Raw genomic sequence first — 20,423 nt, forward strand, 5'->3', positions numbered from 1 at the left:
CCTCCTCTATTTCGTGAAAAGAAGCCCACCGCCGGCGTGATTGTTGAGAGCACTGGTTGATCGAGAGGCACTCCGGCGGCGTCCATGTGCGAAGGGCGCCGGGTGGCTCCCGCAGCGAAATAGAGGAGGAGGCCGCAGGCCGGGGGACATTCGCGGAGGGAGCTACCTGGTGGCCTTCGCACACGCCCCGGGCAAGTGCCCTCGAAACGCCACAGCGCAATGAAAAAACTGTCATGTTGACCATTCTTTTCGACGGCATCGCCTACGGCATGCTGCTCTTCGTGCTAGCCGTAGGGCTTGCCGTGACGCTGGGGCTGATGAACTTCATCAACCTCGCGCATGGCGCCTTCGCCATGGCGGGCGGTTATCTCACGGTGTTCGCGATGCAGAAGCTGGGCGTGCCGTTCCTGGTTTGCCTGCCGCTGGCGTTCATCGTCGTCGCGCTGGCCGGGGCCTTGCTGGAACGCACGCTCTACCGGCCGATGTACGGCAAGCCGCACCTCGATCAGGTGCTCTTTTCCATCGGCCTTGCCTTCATGGCGGTGGCCGCCATCGATTATTTCGTGGGTTCGTCGCAGCAGAACGTGCAACTGCCTGAATGGCTGCGCGGGCGCACCGAGATCGGCGACGGCGCGCTGCTGCTGGGCATGGGGCACTACCGGCTCTTCATCATCGGCGTGTGCGCGGTGCTCACGGTGGTGCTGCAGCTCATTCTTTCGAAGACGCGATTCGGCAGCCGGCTGCGCGCGGCGGTAGACGACCCGCGCGTGGCGGCGGGGCTGGGCATCAACGTGAACGTGGTGTTCCTGCTGACCTTCGCGGTGGGCTCGGGGCTCGCGGGCCTGGGCGGCGCGCTGGGCGCGGAGATCCTGGGGCTCGATCCGACCTTCCCGCTCAAGTACATGATCTATTTCCTGATCGTGGTGTCCGTCGGCGGCACCTCGTCGATCACCGGGCCGCTCGCGGCGGCGCTGCTGCTGGGCATCGCCGACGTGGCGGGCAAGTACTTCATTCCGAAGATGGGCGCGTTCACCGTCTACCTGCTGATGATCCTGATCCTGATGTGGCGCCCGCAGGGCCTGTTCACGCGCAAGGGAGGACGCTGAATGAGCACGCCTCTTCCCGTCGTCGCCGATTTCCAGGCGGCCCTGCTGCGCAAGGCGCGCTGGCACCCGCTCGAATTCGTCGTGTGGGCTGCGGCCTTCGCGCTGCCGCTGGTGATGCCTTCGCACTCGCTGCTGGTCAACGAGATCGCCATCGTCGCGCTGTTCGCGATGTCGCTCGACCTGATCCTGGGCTACACCGGCATCGTGTCGCTGGGCCATGCCGCCTTCTTCGGCTTCGGCGCCTACGCCGCGGCGCTGTTCGCCAAGCTGGTGATGCCCGACCCGACCGTGGGCCTGCTGTTCGCGACAGTGCTGTCCGCGCTGCTGGGCATGGTGGCGAGCGTGACGATCCTGCGCGGCAGCGACCTCACGCGGCTGATGGTCACGCTGGGCACGGCGCTGCTGCTGCTCGAACTCGCCAACAAGCTCGACTGGCTCACCGGCGGCGCCGACGGCCTGCAGGGCGTGGTGATGGGGCCGGTGCTCGGCATGTTCGAGTTCGACCTCTACGGCCGCACGGCCGCCTGGTATTCGCTGGCGGTGATGCTGGTGCTGTTCCTGCTGATGCGCCGCCTCGTGCACTCGCCCTTCGGCGCCACGCTCAAGGCCATCCGCGACAACCGGCTGCGCGCCATGGCCATCGGCATCCCGGTGGTGTCGCGGCTGGTGGTGATCTACACGGTGGCGGCGGGCATCGCCGGCGCGGCGGGTGCACTGCTGGCGCAGACCACGGGTTTCGCCTCGCTCGACGTGCTGGCCTTCGACCGCTCGGCCGACGTGCTGTTGATGCTGGTCATCGGCGGCGTGGGCTGGCTCTATGGCGGCGTGGCGGGTGCCATCGTCTTCAAGCTGCTGCAGACGTGGCTGTCGGCCGTGACGCCGCAGTACTGGATGTTCTGGATCGGCCTGATCCTGGTGCTGCTGGTGCTGGTCGGGCGCGACCGGCTGCTGAAGCCCTGGACGTGGTTCGGCGCCGGCAAGAAGAAGGGCGCGAAAGGTGGTGTGGCATGACCGACACCGTTCTCTCCACCCATGGCCTCGTGATGCGCTTCGGCGGCATCACCGCCACCAACAACGTGTCGATGGAGCTGAAGCGCGGCGCGCGCCATGCGCTCATCGGCCCCAACGGCGCGGGCAAGACCACGCTGATCAACCAGCTCACCGGCGTGCTCACTCCCACCGAGGGCCGCATCACCCTGATGGGCGAGGACATCACCACGCTCGCGCCGCACAAGCGCGTGGCGCGCGGTCTGGTGCGCACCTTCCAGATCAACCAGCTCTTCGACTCCATGACGCCGCTCGAGACGCTGGCGCTGGTGGTGTCGCAGCACCAGGGTGCCGGCGCGCAATGGTGGAAGCCGCTGGGTTCGAGCAAGGCCATCGCGGAGCGCGCGGCGCAGCTGCTGGAGCAGTTCCACCTGAGCGACGTGGCGCAACAGCAGGTGAAGCACCTGGCCTACGGCAAGCGCCGCCTGCTGGAGATCGCCATCGCGCTGGCCTGCGAGCCGCGCGTGCTGCTGCTCGACGAGCCGGTGGCGGGCGTGCCCGCCGGCGAGCGCGAGGAACTGCTGCAGACCGTGGCCGCGCTGCCGGCCGACGTGTCGGTGCTGCTGATCGAGCACGACATGGACCTGGTGTTCAGCTTTGCCGACCGCATGACGGTGCTGGTCAACGGCACGCTGCTGACCGAGGGCGACCCCGAAACCATCGCCAACGATCCGAAGGTGAAGGAGGTCTATCTGGGCCATGGCACGGCAACGGAGGCTGCCCATGTCTGAGCTGCTGAGAATAGAAAACCTGAGCGCCGGCTACGGCGAGGCCGTGGTGCTGCACGACGTGGCCTTCGCGCTGGGCGAAGGCCAGACGCTGGCGCTGCTGGGCCGCAACGGCACGGGCAAGACCACGCTGATCAACACCCTCGCGGGCGCGACGCGCCAGCACGGCGGCAGCATCACGCTGGGCGGCCAGGCGCTGCACAAGCTCGCGCCGCATCAGCGCGCGGCGGCCGGCATCGGCTGGGTGCCGCAGGAGCGCAACATCTTCAAGTCGCTCACCGTGCACGAGAACCTCACCGCGGTGGAGCGGCCGGGCAAGTGGAACCCGCAGCGCGTCTACGAGATGTTCCCGCGCCTTGCCGAGCGCAAGACGAACCTCGGCACGCAGCTCTCGGGCGGCGAGCAGCAGATGCTGGCCGTGGGCCGCGCGCTGGTGCTCAACCCCAAGCTGCTGCTGCTGGACGAGCCGCTCGAAGGGCTCGCGCCGATCATCGTGGAAGAACTGCTGCGCGCCATCCGCCGGATCACGCAGGACGAGGGCCTGGCCGCGATCATCGTGGAGCAGCACCCGCAGGCGATCCTCGCGATCTCCGACGAGGCTGTGGTGCTCGATCACGGGACCATCGTGCACACCGACAGCGCCGCCTCGCTGCGCTCCCAGCCGCAGGTGCTCGACCGGCTGCTGGGCGTGGCGCGGTAGCCGGGAGCCCCTGCTTCAGATCGCGCAGCCGTCGGGGCCGCAGGCCGGTGCCGGCGCATCCGCAGCAGCCGGGGCCGGCTTCGAGGCTTCGGCCACGGCGGCAAGCTGCTTCTTCCATTCCTCCGCACGGCCGAGCCATGGGCCGATGTCGACGCGGCTGGCGCTGCCGTCGGGCTGCACGAGCACGAAGGTCGGAAAGCCCTGGCCGCCCGCGCGTTGCAGGAACTGGCGGCTCTCGGCGATGTGGCGCGAGGTGGCTTCGCCAGACTGACGCTCGAAAGCCGATGCGAAGGCCTCCGTTTCGAAGCCGAGTTCGCCGGCGATCGCCTTGAGCACCTCCACGTCCGCGATGCGGCGACCGTCGACATAGTGCGCCCGTTGCAGGCTGTGGATCATGTCCAGCCCGCCGCCCGGGCGCAGCGACTCGGCCGCGAGGACGGCGGTGGTCGGCGGCTCGGAATCCATCACCGCGCCGGTGTCGCGCAGCAGTCCCTCGAAGTAGCGCTCGCCGAAGGGCTGGCCGGTCATCTCGGCGATGCGGTGGTCGTGCGGCAGCACGTAGTCGCGCCACTGCGGTGTGATCGGGCGGCGGTTGGCGCCGGTCATCATGCCGCCGCCGTGGAACTCGACCTTCAGGCCCGGCACTTCGCGCGCCGCGTCGACCAGCGGCGCGGCGGCGTAGCACCAGCCGCACAGCGGGTCGAAGATGTAGTGCAGCGTGGCGCCTGCGCCCGTTGCATCGGCTGCGTCGGTCATTGCGGCCATTTCATTTCTCCCTTGATGACCTTCGCGCCGAGTTCCAGCGAGGAGGCGTCTTCCAGCTTCGGGTAGCGTTTCTTCATCGAGGCGATGAGCGCGGCCGAGTCCTTGGCCTTTGCCGCTTCGACTTCGAAGGCCTTCAGGTAGTCGCGCGTGAACTTCACCGAAGCCAGCGAGTAGGGCGCACTGCCGTTCGCGTTCGGCAGGTAGTGGCCCGGCACCACGGTCTTCGGGTGCAGCGCCTCGATGCGGCCCAGCGTCTTGATCCAGTCGCGGCGCGATTCGGGCGTCTGCGTGTCGGCCACCCACACGTGGATGTTGGCCGACACCGGGATGCCGCCGACCACCGCCTTCAGCGAGGGAATCCACGCGAAGCTGCGCTCGGGCGTGGGGCCGTCGAGGCCGACGACCTGGATCTTGCGGCCTTCGAGCTCGATGCTGTCGCCGGCCAGCGGCTGCGGCACCACCAGCGCCTTGGGCGCGTTGTCCTTGAGGATCGGACCCCAGTGCGCGAGCTTGCCGTCCTTCGAGGCCTGGATGGCGGCCACGGTCTGCGGTGTGGCGACGATCTTCGCGTCGGGGAAGGCGGCCTGGATCACGTCGAGGCCGAAGTAATAGTCGGGGTCGCTGTGGCTGATGTACACCGTGGTGAGCTTCTTGCCCGTGGCCTTGATCTTCCGCACCAGCGCCTCGGCGTCGTTGCGCTGGAACTGGGCGTCGATGAGCACCGCGTCGGCCTTGCCGGTGACGATCTCGGAGGAGACCGGGAACATCGACTTCGCGCCGGGGTTGTACACGTCGAGCTTGAGCGGCTGGGCGGCCTGGGCGGTGAGGCTGAAACCGAGGGCGAGGGCACAGGAGAGGAGGGTTCTGCGGAGCATGGCGGTGTTCTTTCCGGGGGATGTGGACGGGTGACAGCGTTGGATGCCGGGAATCTTAGGTTGCGTGAATGGAAACAAAAACCTGACGATCCACAACGAATAGTTTCCTAATCCGGTCGAATCAGTCCGTGGCCCGCCGCTCCAGATGCGCCACCAGCAGCTGCGCCGAGGGCGACAGCTCTGTGTCGCCACGGAAGCAGATCGCGAAGCGCCGCCGCGCCCATGCGTCGGTCAGCGGCATCAGCCGCAGCCCGAACGCTTCGGCGAAGGGCCGCGCCACCTCCGCCGGCACCACGCTGATCGCCAGCCCCGCGCGCACCACGCGCAGCGCTGCGTCGAAGTTGGACACCAGCACCCGGTACACCAGCGGCTTGCCCGCCACCGCCGCCTCGCGCGCGAGCATCAGCTGCACGGCGCTGAGCGCCGGCATGCCGACGAATTCGTGGCCGAGCACCTGCTCGAAGCGCACGCTCTCGCGCTGCGCCACCGGGTGCGAAGGGTGCGCGACGATGGCGAGGTGGTCGCAGCGGTAGTCGCGCCGCTCCAGGCCTTCGAGGTCGGCCGCGTCCCAGCACAGGCCGATGGAGGCGCTGCCCTCGCGGATGCCGCGCACGATCTCGGGGCTCACGCGCTCTTCCATGTCGACGCGGATATTGCGGTGCGCCGGGTCCTGCAGGAAGTCGGCCACGTCCTCGGCCAGCGACTCGGCCATGACCGAGGCCGAGGCGAGGATGCGCACGTGCCCGCGCACACCGCCCGCGTAGGCCGCCATGTCGCGCTCGATGCGGTTCACGCTGCCGAGCATCGCGCGGGCGTGCTCCAGCAGCGTTTCCCCGGCCGGCGTGGGCACCACGCCCCGGCGCTTGCGCAGCAGCAGCGGCGTGCCGACGGTTTCCTCCATCTGGGCCAGCCGCTTGCTGATGGCCGAGCCGACGATGCTGGCCTGCTCGCCGGCGCGCGCGATGCTGCGCGTTTCGCAGACGGCCACGAAGAGCCGCAGGGTGGTGAGGTCGAGGTCTCTCATGGTGTTCCGTTCTGGAATCTGATGGCTTCCAAAATATACATTCTGGATCAAATTGGAACTCCTACCATCGGTGCCGTAGTCAGCATCACCACGGAGACAAGACTTGATTCACGCCTTCCTGCCGCCGCGCGCGGTCGTCCGCGAAGTGGGCCTGCGCGACGGCCTCCAGAGCATCGCGCGGGTGCTTTCCACCGAACGCAAGCTCGAATGGATCCGCGACGCGCACGCCGCCGGCCAGCGCGAGATCGAGGTCGGCTCCTTCGTGCCCGCCCGCCTGCTGCCGCAGCTGGCCGACACGGCCGAGCTGCTGGCGTATGCGAAGACGCTGCCGGGGCTTTTCGCCTCGGTGCTGGTGCCCAACCTCAAGGGCGCCGAGCGGGCCATCGAGGGCGGGGCCGACCTGATGATGGTGCCGCTGTCGGCCAGCCATGCGCACAGCCTCGCCAACCTGCGCAAGACGCCCGACGAGGTGGTGGCCGAGGTCGGCCGCATCCGCGCGGCGCGCGACGCGGCGGGCTCGAAGACGCTGATCGACGGCGGCGTGGGCACGGCCTTCGGCTGCACGCTGCAGGGCCACGTCGATCCCGACGAGGTGCTGCGGCTGATGCAGGCGCTGCTCGACGCGGGCGCCGACCGCGTGAGCCTCGCCGACACCGTGGGCTACGCCGATCCGGCGATGGTGCGCAGCCTGTTCGAGCGCGCCCTGCGCATCGCGGGCGACCGGCTGTGGTGCGGCCACTTCCACGACACGCGCGGCATGGGGCTCGCGAACGCCTATGCGGCGCTCGAAGTCGGCATCACGCGCTTCGACGCCTGCCTGGCCGGCATCGGCGGCTGCCCGCATGCGCCCGGCGCCAGCGGCAACGTCGACACGGAAGACCTGGTCTTCATGCTGGAGAGCATGGGCGTGGCCACCGGCGTCGACCTGCCGAGGCTGCTCGACCTGCGCGCGCGCGTGGCCGGCTGGCTCGAAGGCGAGACGCTGCAGGGCACGGTGTGGCGCGCGGGTTTTCCGAAGACTTTCACGGCCACGGAAGGCGTTGTGGCATGAGCACGACGGATACACAACAGAAGCGCCTGCCGCTCGCCGGCATCCGCGTGGTCGAGTTCACGCACATGGTGATGGGGCCGACCTGCGGCATGGTGCTGGCCGATCTTGGCGCGGAGGTCATCAAGGTCGAGCCCATCGAGGGCGACCGCACGCGGCATCTGCTGGGCGCGGGCGCGGGCTTCTTCCCGATGTTCAACCGCAACAAGAAGAGCATCGCGCTCGACCTGCGGAATCCGCGGGGGCTCGAAGCCGCGCTGCGGCTGTGCGTGACCGCCGACGTGGTGGCGCAGAACTTCAAGCCCGGCACCATGGACAAGTACGGCCTGGGCTACGCCGCGCTGGGCAAGCTCAATCCGCGCCTCGTGTACGTGGACCACGCCGGCTTCCTGCCCGGGCCCTACGAGCACCGCACCGCGCTCGACGAGGTGGTGCAGATGATGGGCGGCCTGGCCTACATGACCGGCCGCCCCGGCGATCCGCTGCGCGCGGGCACCAGCGTGAACGACATCATGGGCGGCATGTTCGGCGCCATCGGCGCGATCGCAGCGCTGATGCAGCGCATGCAGACCGGCAAGGGGCAGGAGGTGAAGTCGGCGCTGTTCGAGAACAACGTGTTCCTCGTCGGCCAGCACATGCTGCAGTACGCCATCACCGGCGAGGCGGCCGCGCCGATGCCCGAGCGCATCTCGGCCTGGGCGCTGTACGACGTCTTCACCGTGAAGGACGGCGAGCAGATCTTCCTGGCGGCGGTGAGCGATGCGCAGTGGAAGACTTTTTGCGACGCGCTGGGCTTCGACGACCTGAAGGCCGACCCGGCGCTGGCCACCAACAACGACCGCGTGCGCATGCGTCCCACGCTGCTGGCCGACCTGCGCCAGCGCCTTGTTCTGCGCTCGGCGGCGGAGCTGTCGGCGATCTTCGAGGCGAAAGGGCTGCCGTTCGCGCCGATCACGCGGCCGGAAGACCTCTACGCCGATCCGCACCTCAAGGCCACGGGCGGACTCGCCGACATCCGCCTGCCCGACGGCGAACGCGCCGGGCAGATCGCACAGACCACGCTGTTCCCGATCACGCTGGGCGGCGAGCGCCTCGGCGTGCGGCTGCACCCGCCGACGCTGGGCGAGCACACCCGCGAGCTGCTGGCGGAACTGGGCTATGGGTGCGAGCAGATCGATGAACTGCATGCGAGGTCGGCCGTGGCCTAGCGAGACCTGCCGCCTTTTCCAGAAACACAAAGAAGAGAGACAAGACCATGACGAACACGCTTCCCCTCAAGATGAACCGCCGCACGCTGCTCGGCTTAGGCGCCAGCGCGGCCGCGGTGGCCGCATGCCCCGCGCTCGCGCAGGGCTCGGACAAGCCCATCCGCCTCATCCTGCCGATCAGCGCCGGTTCGGGCGTGGACACCATCGCGCGCGCCGCCGCGCCCGCGCTGGGCAAGGCCTTCGGCCAGCCGGTGGTGATCGAGAACATGCCGGGCGCGGGCGGCATCACCGGCGCGGCGGCCATCGTCAAGGCCGCGCCCGACGGGCTCACGCTGGGCATGGTGTCGAACAACCACGTCATCAACCCGGCGGTGTTCAGGAAGATGCCCTTCGACGCGATCAACGACATCACGCCGATCAGCGTGGTGGGGGCCACGCCGCTGGTGCTGCTGGCCAACCCGAAGCTGCCGGCGAAGAACGTGCCCGAACTGGTCGCGCTGCTGCGCGCGAAGCCGGGCGCCTACAACTACGCCTCGTCGGGCAACGGCACCATCCTCCACCTCGCGGGCGAGATGTTCATGGACGAGGCCGGCGTGAAGGCGCGGCACATTCCGTACAAGGGCACCGGGCCGATGATGACCGACATGATCGGCGGGCAGGTCGAGCTGGGCGTGGTGGCGCTGCCGGCGGTGCAGCAGCACATCAGGAGCGGCGCGCTGCGCGCCATCGGCCTGTGCGGCGCGCAGCGCTCGCCGGCCGCGCCGGACATTCCGACCATCGCCGAGCAGGGCCTGCCGAACTACGCGGTCGAAGGCTGGTTCGCGGTGATCGGCCCCGCGAAGATGCAGCCGGCGGATGTGCTGCGCGTGCACGACGCGGTGGTCGCCGCGTTCAACAGCGCCGAGGTGCGCGAGGCGATGGACAGGCAGGGCAACGTCGTCAGGCCGACGACGTCGGAGCAGGCAGCGAGCTACTTCCGCAGCGAGGCCGCGCGCTATGCGGTGCTGGTGAAGAAGGCGAACGTGGTCGTGGAATGAATGTCTTGCTCCTTCCCCCTTTGGGGGAAGGTTGGGATGGGGGCAGGCCTGTGACGAGGCGCCGCGCTTCCACGGAGGCCGTCGCACCCCCACCCCGACCCTCCCCCAGCGGGGGAGGGAGAGATGCATCGGGGTCTATCCCGGACCGACTGCGCGATACAGCGCCCGCACGAAATCCGACTGCGTGATCATCCCGGCCAGCCGCTTCTCGGCGTCGATGATCGGAATGTGGTGATGCCCACCCTCGGAGAACAGCGGCACCAGGTCGACCACGGGCCGGTCGGCGCTGGCCACGCGCACCTGGCGCGTCATGATCTGGCCCACCACCTCGGGCTTGCTCGACATCACCGTGCGGGTCGCGCGGATCAGGTCGCGCAGCTTGCCGGCGATGCCTTCGTGGTGCTGCAGGTCGAGCTGGCGGAAGAAGTCGGCCTGCGTGACGATGCCCACCACGCGGCGCGTGCGGTCGGTGACGGGCAGGGCCTTGATGCGGCGCTCGTGCATGAGCGCCCAGGCCTCCTGCAGCGGGGTGCCGAACTCCACCGAGATCGGCACCGTGGACATGATGTCCGCGCAGCTCAGCGTGCCCAGGCGGCGCTTGTACGACTCCAGCTCGGTCTCGCGGATCAGCGATTCGAGGTCGTCGCGGCTGATGTCCAGCACCTGGTTGTAGCGCGACAGCACGGCGTCGATGTCGGCCTGGCTGAAGCGTGCATCCGAGCCCGGCGGACGCGGCGCCACCTGCACATGCGGATAGCGCCGCCCGGTCAGCGTGTTGTAGGCCACGCCCGCCAGCACCAGCAGCAGCGAGTTGGTGAAGAAGGGAAAGAGGGCGGCCGGGAAATGCGTGGTGTGCGTCAGCACCGCAAGCAGGGCCGCCGCGCCGCCGGGCGGATGCAGGCAGCGCGCGCTGAACATCAGGCCGATGGCGCCCGCCACCGCGACGGCGGCGGCCAGCTCGGGCTGGGGAATCCAGCTGGCGGCCGCGATGCCCACCACCGCCGACAGCGTGTTGCCGCCGATCACCGACCACGGTTGTGCGAGCGGGCTTGCCGGCACCGCGAACACCAGCACCGCGCTCGCACCCAGCGGCGCGATCAGCCAGACCGAGGCGTGCAGAGGCCCGGCCAGCCAGTGCGACAGCAGCGCGGTGATCAGCAGGCCGATGCCCGCGCCCATGACCGCGCGCAGCCGCTCGCGCGCATCGACAGTGGTGCGGCCCGGCAGCCAGGCGCGCGCCTGCGTCAGGAGGGCGTCCAGGCGCATGCGCTCAGCCCTCGTGCGCCACCTTGCGCCCGATCTCGGGCCAGCGGCCGTGCAGCCACACCCATGCGACGAGGCCGATGCCCAGCATGCCCATGGAGGTGAGCGCCAGCGCGAGCGTGGAGTGCATCACCAGCGGCGCCACCGCGCCGGCCACGATGCCGTTGGCGGTGGAGCCGATCACCGCCTGCAGCGACGAGGCCATGCCGCGGCGCTCGGGGTGCAGGTCGAGCACCAGCAGCGTGACCACCGGCACCATCAGCGCCCAGCCGAAGGCGAACACCGCCAGCGGCCACAGCGCCCACGCCACATGCGCCTGGAAGAAGGTGTTGGCCACCACGTTGACCACCGAAGTGACCAGCATGATGAGGAAGCCGTCGCGGATCTGCCGCTTGGGCGCCACCTTTCCGGCCATGCGTCCGCTCGCTCGCGCGCCGAGCATGATGCCGCCGATGGTCAGCAGGAAGAACCAGAAGAACTGCTGCGGCTGCAGCGCGAGATGGTCGCCCAGGAAGGCGGGCGCGGCCAGCACGTAGAGGAACATGCCGTTGAAGGGCACGCCGCTCGCAAAGGCCAGCAGCAGGAAGCGCGGGTCGGAGCACAGGTCCCAGTAGCCGCGCATCAGGTGCCGCACCTGGAAGGGCTGGCGATGGTCCTTGTGCAGCGTCTCGGGCAGCAGCTTGTAGTTGGCCGTGAACAGCACCACGCCCACCGCCACCAGGAACCAGAACACCGCGTGCCAGCCCGCATGCACGAACAGGAAGCCGCCCACGATGGGCGCGATGGCCGGCGCCACGCCGAAGTAGATCGTGACCTGGCTCATGACCCGCTGCGCCTCGGCGGGCGGGAACATGTCGCGGATCACCGCGCGCGACACCACGATGCCCGCGCCGGTCGACAAGCCCTGCAGTCCGCGGAACAGCACCAGCTGCGTGATGTTCTGCGACAGCGCGCAGCCCAGCGACGCCAGCGTGAACACCGCCAGCCCCCACAGCACCACCGGGCGGCGCCCGAAGCTGTCCGACAGCGCGCCGTGGAACAGGTTCATGAACGCGAAGCCGAACAGGTAGGCCGAGAGCGTCTGCTGCATCTCTGCAGGCGTGGCGCCGATCGACTGCGCGATGCCGGAGAACGCCGGGATGTAGGTGTCGATCGAGAAGGGCCCGAGCATGCCCAGCACGGCGAGCAGCACGGCAAGCGCCCAGCGCGGGGCCTGCCAGAGTTTGTCTGCATCGGGATTCATGGAAAGGCAGCTCCGTTGTACTTGTTTGTTGTCTGTCTACGAAAAAGAGAACGCCCGCCGCCCGTATGAGGGGCAAGGCGGGCGCTTTGGCTTCAGCGAACCCGGATTACAGGGTGTCGATGAAGCTGCGCAGCTTGTCCGAACGGCTCGGGTGCTTCAGCTTGCGCAGCGCCTTGGCTTCGATCTGGCGGATGCGCTCGCGGGTCACGTCGAACTGCTTGCCGACTTCTTCCAGCGTGTGGTCGGTCGACATTTCGATGCCGAAGCGCATGCGCAGCACCTTGGCTTCGCGCGGCGTGAGCGAGTCGAGGATGTCCTTGACCACGTCGCGCAGGCCGGCCTGCATGGCGGCTTCGATGGGCGCGGTGTTGCTGCTGTCCTCGATGAAGTCGCCCAGGTGCGAATCGTCGTCGTCGCCGATGGGGGTTTCCATCGAGATCGGCTCCTTCGCGATCTTCATGATCTTGCGGATCTTGTCTTCCGGAATCTCCATCTTCGCGGCCAGGATGCCGGCGTCGGGCTCGAAGCCGAACTCCTGCAAGTGCTGGCGCGAAATGCGGTTCATCTTGTTGATCGTCTCGATCATGTGCACCGGGATGCGGATGGTGCGCGCCTGGTCGGCGATCGAGCGGGTGATGGCCTGGCGGATCCACCACGTCGCGTAGGTCGAAAACTTGTAGCCGCGACGGTATTCGAACTTGTCGACCGCCTTCATCAGGCCGATGTTGCCTTCCTGGATCAGGTCGAGGAACTGCAGGCCGCGGTTCGTGTACTTCTTGGCGATGGAGATCACGAGGCGCAGGTTGGCCTCGATCATTTCCTTCTTGGCGTCGCGCGAGGACGATTCGCCTTCGTTCATGCGCTTGTTGATGTCCTTCAGCTCCGACAGCGGCACCACCACGCGCGACTGGATGTCGGCGAGCTTCTGCTGCAGTTCCTGCACCGGCGGGATGTTGCGCGCGAGCACGGCGCTCCAGGGCTTGCCGGCGGCGGCCTGCTTCTCGACCCACTTCAGGTTCAGCAGGTTGGAGGCGACGCGGTTGCCGTTCTTGTCGTAGCCGCTGAAGTCGCGGATGAACTCGTCCTGCGGGAAGCCGCACTTGTCCACGATGATGCGGCGCAGCTCGCGTTCCTTCTTGCGGACGTCGTCCACCTGCGTGCGCACCAGGTCGCACAGCTTCTCGATGGTGCGGGCGGTGAAGCGGATGGTCATCAGCTCGTCGGACAGGGACTGCTGGGCCTTGGCGTAGGCCGGCGTGCCGTAGCCTTCCTTGTCGTAGATCTTGTGGACCTTCTCGAACAGCTCGGCGATGCGGTCGAAGCGCGAGAGGGCCTCGTTCTTGAGCTCTTCCAGCTTCTTGGTGAGCGCCTTGGAGCCGCCCTTGCCGTCGTCGTCGTCTTCCTCGTCGAACTCGTCGAAGTCTTCCTCGGCCACGTAGTCGTCGGCCTCGTTGGGGTTGGAGAAGCCGTCGACGATGGTCGAGATGACGACCTTGCCTTCACGGATCTCGCCGGCCAGGCGCAGGATTTCGGCGATGGTGGCGGGGGAGGCCGAGATGGCCTCCATCATGGCCATCAGGCCGCCTTCGATGCGCTTGGCGATTTCGATTTCGCCTTCGCGGGTCAGCAGTTCGACCGTGCCCATTTCGCGCATGTACATGCGCACCGGGTCGGTGGTGCGGCCGAATTCGCTGTCCACCGTGGACAGGGCCGCTTCGGCCTCTTCTTCGGCTTCTTCCACCGTGGTGGCGGTGGGCGCGGTGTTGTTCAGCAGCAGGGTTTCGGCGTCGGGCGTCTGCTCGTACACCGCCACGCCCATGTCGTTGAGCATGGTGACCACGACTTCCATGGTCTCGGCGTCGACCAGCTTGTCGGGCAGGTGGTCGGAGATTTCGCCGTGCGTGAGGTAGCCGCGGGTCTTGCCCAGCGTGATCAGGGTCTTCAGGCGCGAGCGGCGCTTGGCCAGGTCTTCCTCGGAGAGCACGGTTTCGTCGAGACCGAACTCCTTCATCAAGGCGCGTTCCTTCGCCTTGCTGATCTTCATGCGAAGCGGCTTGACCTTCTCTTCGGTCGCCGCAACCGCGGGTTCGTCGCCGGTCAGGTCGTCCTCGATGTCCGACAGGTCGACGTCGCTCTCGGGGGCTTCCTTGTCCGCCTTGGGCTTGCGGCCGCGCTTGGCGCCGGTGGCGGGCGTAGCGGCACCGGCGGCCTTGGGCGGGCGGCCGACCTTCTTGGCGGCCGGGGCGGCTGTCTTCTTGGGATCTTCGAGGGAGGTCGATTTCGTGGGCACGGTTTTCACTTTCGTAGCGGCGGCCGATTTGGATGTGGCGGCGGCCGTCTTGGTTGCCGGTTTCGCACCGGCTTTCAACGGTTTTTCTGCTGCGGGCTTGGTGGCGACGCTTTTGGCAAGTGAAGGAGCAGGCTTCTTTGAACTGGGCATACGACCTCGTTACGGCAAGAAAAGACAAGCGGGATCACAGGCGCACCGCCACGCGGACGGCACCACCGAGCCCGTGCACAGGCACGGACTGGAAACAAATGGGAAAGAGGAACTGATTCCTCAGCAGGCAAGATGTCGGGCGAACATTTGGTGTGCAGTCCTTGCGGTTATTGACCCTTTCCGCCGGAATCTACCGTTGGAGTGCATTGCGCTAGGGGTCGGCCCGGAGGTGCTGCTGTCGCTCTTGCCTAATTTCGCCAGTTGCGAAGCCCTACATTATAGCGTGTTGCGCAAATTTCAAGCAGTTTCTGATCCCGACGCTCGCACGCGGGCGCGCAATTCGAGCCGCCGGGCCTCCAGCGCCTTGTAACGCTCCAGGGCTTTCGGGTCTTTTCCGACGGCGGCGATGGCTTCGCTCTGCTGGGCCTTGAGGAGGTCGTCGAGCATGAAGTCGAGCACGCTGGCGAGCTCCCGGGCCGCATCGGCCAGGTGTTGCGCTTCTTCGCCCCCGGGGATGGGGCCGGCTTCGGAGACGGACATCAGCCGCTCGGCCAGCGGCTCGAAGTCGAGCCCGCGCAGGCCTTCGCGCAACGCCGCCCAGGGCTGCACGCCGTGCTCGTGCAACTGGCTGTCGAGCCAGGTGAAGAGGGCGCCGTGCTGGCCCGGCAGGTCGCACAGCATCACGTGGAGCTCATGCGACAGCGCCTCCCACTGAGCCATGTTGGACAGCAGCAGCCGCACCGCGACGTCCGGGCGGCTGGGCGGTGCGCCGCGCCCGCGCAGGGGTTCGATCGGCTCCTCGAACCTGCCGCCCCAGCGCTTGCCGCCCTTTCCAGTGAACTTGCGCTGCGGCTGGAACCTGGGTTTGCTATCGCTTTCATAGCGCGCAGGCTCGTATTCCTGTGGCGGGGGCATGTCGGGGTAGTAGCCGTCTCCGCCTGCGTCGCCGTAGCCCGGGGGCTCGTCGTGGCGCCGCTGCTGTGCAGCGCCGCCTGCCTTGCGCGGACCGGGCGTGGCGGCCCACAGTTCGGACAGCGCGGACGCGTCGAGCTGGACCAGCGTCGCGATTTCGCTCAGCAGCTGCCGCTTGAGCGCACCGTCGGGCATGGCGCTCCACAGCGGCCGCACGTTGCTCGTCATGTGGGCGCGGCCCTCGGCGGTGGTCAGGTCGCAGCCTTCGCGGGCGGCTTCGATCATGAAGCGCGACAGCGGCGTGGCCTCGTTGACGAAGCGGGCGAAGGCCTCGGCGCCGTGCTCGCGGATGAAGCTGTCGGGGTCGTGYTCCGCCGGCAGGAACAGGAACTTGATGCTGCGCACGTCGGTGGCGTAGGGCAGGGCGCCGTCCAGCGCCTTGCGGGCGGCGCGGCGTCCGGCGGCGTCGCCGTCGAAGCTGAACACCACCGACTCGGTGAAGCGAAAGAGCTTCTGTACATGCTCCGTGGTGCAGGCCGTGCCCAGCGTGGCAACCGCGTTCGGAAAGCCGAGCTGCGCCAGCGCCACCACGTCCATGTAGCCCTCGGTGACCAGCGCGTAGCCCTTGTCGCGGAAGGCTGCCCGAGCCTCGTAGAGGCCGTAGAGCTCGCGGCCCTTGCTGAATACTGGCGTTTCTGGCGAATTCAGGTACTTGGGCTTCTCGTCGCCCAGCACCCGGCCGCCGAAGCCGATGCATTCGCCCTTCACGTTGCGGATCGGGAACATCACGCGATCGCGGAAGCGGTCGTAGCGCTTGGCTTCCTCCTCGCTGAGCTTGCCTTCCTCGTTGTTGACGATCACCAGGCCACTCTCGGCGAGCAGCGGATCGTCGTAGTCGGGAAACACGCTGGCCAGCGCGCGCCAGCCTGCCGGCGCATAGCCGATGCCGAACTGCTTGGCCACTTCGCCCGAGACGCCCCGGCCTTTCAGGTATTCGATGGCGCCGGGCGCCTGCCGCAGGTGCTTGCGGTAGGCGTCGCCGGCCTTTTCGAGCACATCGGTCAGCGTGGCCTGCTTCTGGCGCTGGCTGGCGGCGCGGGCGCGCTCGGCGGGGGAGACATCGTCCTCGGGCACCTGCAGGCCGTACTGGCCGGCCAGGTCGTGAACCGCCTCGACGAAGCCCATGCCCGCATGCTCCATCAGGAAGCCGATGGCGTTGCCGTGCACCCCGCAGCCGAAGCAGTGATAGAACTGCTTGGTCGGGCTGACGGAGAAGGAGGGCGATTTCTCGCCGTGGAACGGGCACAGGCCCATGAAATTGGCGCCGGCCTTCTTGAGCTGCACATAGCGGCCGACGATCTCGACCACATCGGCGCGCGCGATGAGTTCCTGGATGAATGAAGCGGGGATGGTCATGTAGGCGAAGAGCGGCAAATCATACGCAAGCGGCCGAAGGCGCACTGCCGGACGGCATACTGAAAACGACCGGAATCCACGCATGACGACGCCCAACCCCCTGCAACACGCCGCGCCGCTGCTGCGCCACCCCCTGAGATTCATCTGGGACGCCCTCAAGGAATTCCGCGCCAACCAGGGCCTGCTGCTCGCGGGGGCGGTTGCGTACTACGCGCTGCTGTCCATCGTGCCGCTGCTGATCGTGAGCGTGATCGCGCTGTCGCACGTCATCGAGCAGGCCGAGCTGCTGCGCACCATCGGACAGTACCTGGGCTGGCTGCTGCCGGGGCAGTCGAAAGCCATCGTGGCCGAACTGTCGAGCTTCCTGGACCATCGCGACGTGCTGGGGCCGGTGCTGCTGGTGACGATGATCTTCTTCAGCTCGCTGGCCTTCAGCGTGCTCGAAAGCGCGATGGCGGTGATCTTTCACCACCGCAAGGCGGACCACAAGCGGCACTTCCTGGTGTCGGTGGCCATGCCCTACGTCTACATCCTCTGCCTGTGCGTGGGGCTGCTGTTGGTCACGCTGGTGTCGGGCGCGCTGCAGCTGGTGGGGCAGGAAAGCGTCGATCTGCTGGGGCGCAGCTGGTCGCTGTCGGGCGTCTCGGGGCTGCTGCTGTACCTGTTGGGGCTGGGCGGCGAGATCTTCATGCTGACCTCGCTCTACCTCGTGATGCCGGCCGGGCGCATGTCGCTGCGGCATGCACTGCTGGGCGGCGTGACGGCGGCGCTGCTGTGGGAGGCCACGCGGCGCGTGCTGATCTGGTATTTCTCGACGCTCTCGCAGGTGAACGTGGTCTACGGCTCGCTCACAACGGCCATCGTGGTGCTGCTGAGCCTGGAGATCGCCGCCACGCTGGTGTTGCTGGGGGCCCAGGTGATCGCGCAGTACGAGCGCCTGGACCGCACCGGCAGCACGAAGCTGCCGGAATCCGAAAAGATCAGCGGGGAGCCAATCGAATCGCTCCGTCCAGGCGGATCACCTCGCCGTTGAGCATGTCGTTCTCGATGATGTGCTTCGCGAGCTTGGCGTAGTCCTCGGGCGTGCCCAGGCGCGAAGGGAAGGGCACGCTGGCGGCCAGCGCGTCCTGCACTTCCTGCGGCATGCCGAAGAGCATGGGCGTGCCGAAGATGCCGGGGGCGATGGTCATGTTGCGGATGCCGCTGCGGGCGAGGTCGCGCGCGATGGGCAGGGTCATGCCGACCACGCCGCCCTTCGAGGCGCTGTAGGCGGCCTGGCCGATCTGGCCGTCGTAAGCGGCTACGGAGGCGGTCGAAATCAGCACGCCGCGCTCGCCGGTGGATTCGGGCTCGTTCTTGCTCATGGCGTCGGACGCGAGCCGGATCATGTTGAAGCTGCCGATCAGGTTGACCGTGACGGTCTTGCTGAAGGTGGCCAGCGCGTGCGGGCCGTTCTTGCCCACGGTTTTCTCGGCCGGGGCAATGCCGGCGCAGTTGACGAGGCCGACCAGCTTGCCCAGCTTGAGCGCGGCGGCCACGACCGCCTGGCCGTCGGCTTCCTGGCTCACGTCGCACTTGACGAACGCGCCGCCGATGTCCTTGGCAACCGCTTCGCCCTTGTCAGCCTGCATGTCGGCGATCACCACCTTGGCGCCGTTGGCGGCCAGCATGCGCGCCGTGCCTTCGCCGAGGCCCGAAGCGCCACCGGTCACGATAAAAACCTTGCCGTCGATCTGCATTGAAGTCTCCTGAGATGAGCCTTTCATTATCGAAGACGCAAAGCACAGGCCAGGAACTTCGCGGAACCGGCTTTGCCGGGCCGCAGGTGTTGCCCCCGGAAGGGGGTGGGTGAAGCGACACGAAGTGCGCGCAGCCTGGGGGAGCAACAGGAATAAAAAAAGGCCTCATCCGAGGATGAGGCCCTGAATTGGATCCGTGAGGACCCAAGGAGACAACTGGTGGTGGTCGGTCTGCAGCTTAGCGCTTGCGCGAAGCGGTAGCGGTCTTCGCGGCGGCGACGGCTTGGGTCGACACGGCGTTGAAGTTGGCTTCGGCGACGTCCGACGCTTGCTTGACGGCTTTTTGCACCGATTCGAAAGCGTTGTTGGCGGCAGCCACGGCGCTCTTCAGGACGGCAACGGCGGTTTCAGAACCGGCGGGGGCATTCTTGGAAGCGCTGTCGACCAGGCCGACGAAGGCTTGCTGGGCTTCGGACGCCTTGGCTTCGAAGGCCTTGGTGAACTCGGCGCCGGTGCCTTGGGCGATGTCGTACAGGTGACGGCTGTAGGCGGCGGTCTTTTCGGCCAGGGGCTGGAACAGGCTGGCTTGCAGCGTCAGCAGCTCCTGGGCGTCCTTCACGCTCAGGGCGGCCTGGGCGGTGTTCTGGGCTTCGGCCAGGGCGGCCTTCGAAGCGGTCACGTTCAGTTCGACGAGCTTTTCGACGCCTTCGAAAGCCTTGGTGGTCAGGCCGAAGAGGGTTTCGAGGTTTGCTTTTTGGGCGGCGAGGATTTGGTCAGCGGTCAGGGCCATTTGAGATCTCCAGAAGGGATGATTGAGTGCTCGGTTCACGTTGCGCTGTCTCGCCGTCTATGTTGCGGTGCAGCATGGCCTCAAGTATAGGCAGCTGGTTCCCGCGATCAAGTGGTTTTTGCTGCCATGCAGCAATTTAGAAGGGAGCTTCTAAATCCGGCCTCGGCTCGTCTTCCGGTACTCTCAGGGACGGTCGCCAAGGTTCCCCTGGGTTTCCTCTTCCCGCGCGGGCCGCTGGCAGAATGCCGCGCGATGAGCGCCCCGACCTCCAAACCCACTCCCCATGCGCGCAGCGGCTACCGCGCATTCCGCGGCATCCCCACGCGCTGGGCCGACAACGACATGTACGGCCATGTCAACAACGTCGTCTACTACAGCTGGTTCGACACGGCGGTGAATGCCCTGCTCATCGAGCGGGGCGCCCTCGACATCCACCACGGCCAGACCATCGGCTTCGTCGTGGAGACGCAGTGCAACTACTTTGCGCCGATCGCGTTCCCGCAGGCGGTGGAGGCGGGTGTGCGCGTCGCCCAGGCGGGCCGCTCGAGCGTGCGCTACGAGATCGCCCTGTTCGCCGAAGGCTCCGACACCGCCGCCGCGCAGGGCCATTTCGTGCACGTCTACGTGGATCGCACCACACAGCGCCCGGTGCCGCTGCCCGAAGCCTTGCAGCGGGTTGTCGATTCGCTCAGGGCCTGAAGCCCTTCGAGCAGTCCTGCCCAAGAGAAAGAAATACGGCGCCCTCGGGCGCCGTATTTCCCAGACTGCTGACAAACCCTCAAGCCCTCGCGTTGCGAGGGTTTTGTGCTTTTTAATGGCGGGATGCTCAAGAGCCCGACACCTGCGCAGCAGGAACTGGAGATGGTGACGCTGGAGATGCTGGTGCCGCAGGATCACCTGCTGCGCAAGATCGATGCGGCGGTGGATTTCGAGTTCATCCGAGCGAAGGTTTCGCACCTGTACTGCGCCGACAACGGCCGCCCGGCGCTCGATCCGGTGGTGATGTTCAAGCTGCTGCTGGTGGGCTACCTGTTCGGGGTGCGCAGCGTGTCGGGGGCCAACGTGGTCGGCGGGCGGTGGGC

20 protein-coding genes are annotated in these 20,423 nt (G+C 67.5%); 11 read left to right on the forward strand and 9 right to left on the reverse strand.

Annotation, left to right across the window (positions count from 1 at the left end):
• Nucleotides 1-233 precede the first annotated feature (233 nt).
• From QMO14_RS15395 to QMO14_RS15410, 4 genes are read left to right on the forward strand one after another with little or no spacing between them, the layout of a single operon-like run.
• Entirely contained in the window at nucleotides 234-1,106 is an 873-nt protein-coding gene (locus QMO14_RS15395) for a branched-chain amino acid ABC transporter permease (protein ID WP_301508096.1), read from the forward strand.
• Complete coding sequence (locus QMO14_RS15400; protein WP_301508097.1) at nucleotides 1,107-2,117, forward strand: branched-chain amino acid ABC transporter permease; 1,011 nt, start codon at nucleotides 1,107-1,109, stop codon at nucleotides 2,115-2,117. It abuts the gene before it with no gap.
• The gene (locus QMO14_RS15405; protein WP_301508098.1) at nucleotides 2,114-2,884 is read left to right on the forward strand and encodes an ABC transporter ATP-binding protein; all 771 of its coding nucleotides are present in this window, start codon (nucleotides 2,114-2,116) and stop codon (nucleotides 2,882-2,884) included. The genes QMO14_RS15400 and QMO14_RS15405 overlap by 4 nt, the downstream gene beginning before the upstream one ends.
• The gene (locus QMO14_RS15410; RefSeq protein WP_301508099.1) at nucleotides 2,877-3,581 is read left to right on the forward strand and encodes an ABC transporter ATP-binding protein; all 705 of its coding nucleotides are present in this window, start codon (nucleotides 2,877-2,879) and stop codon (nucleotides 3,579-3,581) included. The genes QMO14_RS15405 and QMO14_RS15410 overlap by 8 nt, the downstream gene beginning before the upstream one ends.
• A 15-nt stretch (nucleotides 3,582-3,596) precedes the next feature.
• On the opposite strand, the gene QMO14_RS15415 is transcribed toward QMO14_RS15410, so the two are convergent.
• The 3 genes from QMO14_RS15415 to QMO14_RS15425 form a co-directional block, all read right to left on the reverse strand.
• Nucleotides 3,597-4,346, reverse strand: coding sequence for a DsbA family protein (locus QMO14_RS15415; protein ID WP_301508100.1), 750 nt, complete (start codon nucleotides 4,344-4,346; stop codon nucleotides 3,597-3,599).
• Nucleotides 4,334-5,221, reverse strand: a complete 888-nt coding sequence (locus QMO14_RS15420) for an MBL fold metallo-hydrolase (RefSeq protein ID WP_301508101.1) — start codon at nucleotides 5,219-5,221, stop codon at nucleotides 4,334-4,336. Before QMO14_RS15420 ends, QMO14_RS15415 begins: the two co-directional genes overlap by 13 nt.
• A gap of 121 nt (nucleotides 5,222-5,342) precedes the next feature.
• Nucleotides 5,343-6,245: a LysR family transcriptional regulator gene (locus tag QMO14_RS15425; protein WP_301508102.1), complete on the reverse strand. Its 903-nt coding sequence runs from the start codon at nucleotides 6,243-6,245 to the stop codon at nucleotides 5,343-5,345.
• A gap of 103 nt (nucleotides 6,246-6,348) precedes the next feature.
• Here QMO14_RS15425 and QMO14_RS15430 point away from each other — a divergent pair, with 103 nt between their 5' ends.
• Genes QMO14_RS15430 through QMO14_RS15440 form a run of 3 tightly spaced genes read left to right on the forward strand, consistent with a single transcriptional unit; the run spans nucleotide 6,349 to nucleotide 9,538 of the window.
• Complete coding sequence (locus QMO14_RS15430; RefSeq protein ID WP_301508104.1) at nucleotides 6,349-7,296, forward strand: hydroxymethylglutaryl-CoA lyase; 948 nt, start codon at nucleotides 6,349-6,351, stop codon at nucleotides 7,294-7,296.
• Entirely contained in the window at nucleotides 7,293-8,501 is a 1,209-nt protein-coding gene (locus tag QMO14_RS15435; protein WP_301508105.1) for a CaiB/BaiF CoA-transferase family protein, read from the forward strand. The genes QMO14_RS15430 and QMO14_RS15435 overlap by 4 nt, the downstream gene beginning before the upstream one ends.
• A gap of 47 nt (nucleotides 8,502-8,548) precedes the next feature.
• Nucleotides 8,549-9,538, forward strand: coding sequence for a tripartite tricarboxylate transporter substrate binding protein (locus QMO14_RS15440; protein WP_301508106.1), 990 nt, complete (start codon nucleotides 8,549-8,551; stop codon nucleotides 9,536-9,538).
• 135 nt (nucleotides 9,539-9,673) lie between these two features.
• Here QMO14_RS15440 and QMO14_RS15445 read toward each other — a convergent pair whose 3' ends face one another.
• The 3 genes from QMO14_RS15445 to rpoD all read right to left on the reverse strand — a co-directional run bounded on the left by QMO14_RS15445 (nucleotide 9,674) and on the right by rpoD (nucleotide 14,334).
• Nucleotides 9,674-10,804: an HPP family protein gene (locus QMO14_RS15445; RefSeq protein ID WP_301508107.1), complete on the reverse strand. Its 1,131-nt coding sequence runs from the start codon at nucleotides 10,802-10,804 to the stop codon at nucleotides 9,674-9,676.
• Nucleotides 10,805-10,808: 4 nt separating this feature from the next.
• Nucleotides 10,809-12,044 carry a multidrug effflux MFS transporter gene (locus QMO14_RS15450; RefSeq protein ID WP_301508108.1) on the reverse strand — a complete coding sequence of 412 codons (1,236 nt, stop codon included), beginning with the start codon at nucleotides 12,042-12,044 and terminating at the stop codon, nucleotides 10,809-10,811.
• A 106-nt stretch (nucleotides 12,045-12,150) separates the two neighbouring features.
• A complete protein-coding gene (gene rpoD, locus QMO14_RS15455; RefSeq protein ID WP_301508109.1) occupies nucleotides 12,151-14,334 on the reverse strand; it encodes an RNA polymerase sigma factor RpoD in 2,184 nt (727 codons plus the stop codon).
• Between rpoD and QMO14_RS15460 the strand changes: the two genes are divergently transcribed.
• Complete coding sequence (locus QMO14_RS15460) at nucleotides 14,327-14,854, forward strand: hypothetical protein (protein ID WP_301508111.1); 528 nt, start codon at nucleotides 14,327-14,329, stop codon at nucleotides 14,852-14,854. The two genes, rpoD and QMO14_RS15460, sit on opposite strands and share 8 nt — an antisense overlap.
• Here QMO14_RS15460 and dnaG read toward each other — a convergent pair.
• Nucleotides 14,782-16,812, reverse strand: a complete 2,031-nt coding sequence (gene dnaG, locus QMO14_RS15465) for a DNA primase (protein ID WP_301508113.1) — start codon at nucleotides 16,810-16,812, stop codon at nucleotides 14,782-14,784. The genes QMO14_RS15460 and dnaG overlap by 73 nt on opposite strands.
• 82 nt (nucleotides 16,813-16,894) lie before the next feature.
• On the opposite strand from dnaG, the gene QMO14_RS15470 reads away from it, so the two are divergent.
• Nucleotides 16,895-17,845: a YihY/virulence factor BrkB family protein gene (locus tag QMO14_RS15470; RefSeq protein ID WP_301508114.1), complete on the forward strand. Its 951-nt coding sequence runs from the start codon at nucleotides 16,895-16,897 to the stop codon at nucleotides 17,843-17,845.
• Here the strand turns inward: QMO14_RS15470 and QMO14_RS15475 are convergent.
• Together QMO14_RS15475 and QMO14_RS15480 are read right to left on the reverse strand one after the other, a co-directional pair.
• Entirely contained in the window at nucleotides 17,793-18,551 is a 759-nt protein-coding gene (locus QMO14_RS15475; RefSeq protein WP_301508116.1) for a 3-hydroxyacyl-CoA dehydrogenase, read from the reverse strand. The two genes, QMO14_RS15470 and QMO14_RS15475, sit on opposite strands and share 53 nt — an antisense overlap.
• A 238-nt stretch (nucleotides 18,552-18,789) precedes the next feature.
• Nucleotides 18,790-19,341 (reverse strand): phasin family protein, encoded by a 552-nt coding sequence (locus tag QMO14_RS15480; protein WP_125951637.1) that lies wholly within the window; start codon nucleotides 19,339-19,341, stop codon nucleotides 18,790-18,792.
• Between the two features lie 252 nt (nucleotides 19,342-19,593).
• Between QMO14_RS15480 and QMO14_RS15485 the strand changes: the two genes are divergently transcribed.
• Nucleotides 19,594-20,040, forward strand: coding sequence for a thioesterase family protein (locus QMO14_RS15485; protein WP_301508117.1), 447 nt, complete (start codon nucleotides 19,594-19,596; stop codon nucleotides 20,038-20,040).
• 123 nt (nucleotides 20,041-20,163) lie between these two features.
• Nucleotides 20,164-20,423, forward strand: a 260-nt coding sequence (locus QMO14_RS15490) for a transposase (protein WP_301508118.1), incomplete at its 3' end; no start/stop codon positions are given.

It is taken from the genome of Variovorax sp. CAN15 (assembly GCF_030462475.1).
Classification (GTDB): domain Bacteria; phylum Pseudomonadota; class Gammaproteobacteria; order Burkholderiales; family Burkholderiaceae_C; genus Variovorax.

Excerpts from the sequence above, each read along its gene's own strand:
- QMO14_RS15395 (WP_301508096.1), top strand. The coding sequence starts at position 234 with ATGTTGACCATTCTTTTCGACGGCATCGCCTACGGCATGCTGCTCTTC.
- QMO14_RS15400 (WP_301508097.1), top strand. The coding sequence starts at position 1,107 with ATGAGCACGCCTCTTCCCGTCGTCGCCGATTTCCAGGCGGCCCTGCTG.
- QMO14_RS15405 (WP_301508098.1), top strand. The coding sequence starts at position 2,114 with ATGACCGACACCGTTCTCTCCACCCATGGCCTCGTGATGCGCTTCGGC.
- QMO14_RS15410 (WP_301508099.1), top strand. The coding sequence starts at position 2,877 with ATGTCTGAGCTGCTGAGAATAGAAAACCTGAGCGCCGGCTACGGCGAG.
- QMO14_RS15415 (WP_301508100.1), bottom strand. The coding sequence starts at position 4,346 with ATGGCCGCAATGACCGACGCAGCCGATGCAACGGGCGCAGGCGCCACG.
- QMO14_RS15420 (WP_301508101.1), bottom strand. The coding sequence starts at position 5,221 with ATGCTCCGCAGAACCCTCCTCTCCTGTGCCCTCGCCCTCGGTTTCAGC.
- QMO14_RS15425 (WP_301508102.1), bottom strand. The coding sequence starts at position 6,245 with ATGAGAGACCTCGACCTCACCACCCTGCGGCTCTTCGTGGCCGTCTGC.
- QMO14_RS15435 (WP_301508105.1), top strand. The coding sequence starts at position 7,293 with ATGAGCACGACGGATACACAACAGAAGCGCCTGCCGCTCGCCGGCATC.
- QMO14_RS15440 (WP_301508106.1), top strand. The coding sequence starts at position 8,549 with ATGACGAACACGCTTCCCCTCAAGATGAACCGCCGCACGCTGCTCGGC.
- QMO14_RS15445 (WP_301508107.1), bottom strand. The coding sequence starts at position 10,804 with ATGCGCCTGGACGCCCTCCTGACGCAGGCGCGCGCCTGGCTGCCGGGC.
- QMO14_RS15450 (WP_301508108.1), bottom strand. The coding sequence starts at position 12,044 with ATGAATCCCGATGCAGACAAACTCTGGCAGGCCCCGCGCTGGGCGCTT.
- QMO14_RS15470 (WP_301508114.1), top strand. The coding sequence starts at position 16,895 with ATGACGACGCCCAACCCCCTGCAACACGCCGCGCCGCTGCTGCGCCAC.
- QMO14_RS15475 (WP_301508116.1), bottom strand. The coding sequence starts at position 18,551 with ATGCAGATCGACGGCAAGGTTTTTATCGTGACCGGTGGCGCTTCGGGC.
- QMO14_RS15480 (WP_125951637.1), bottom strand. The coding sequence starts at position 19,341 with ATGGCCCTGACCGCTGACCAAATCCTCGCCGCCCAAAAAGCAAACCTC.
- QMO14_RS15485 (WP_301508117.1), top strand. The coding sequence starts at position 19,594 with ATGAGCGCCCCGACCTCCAAACCCACTCCCCATGCGCGCAGCGGCTAC.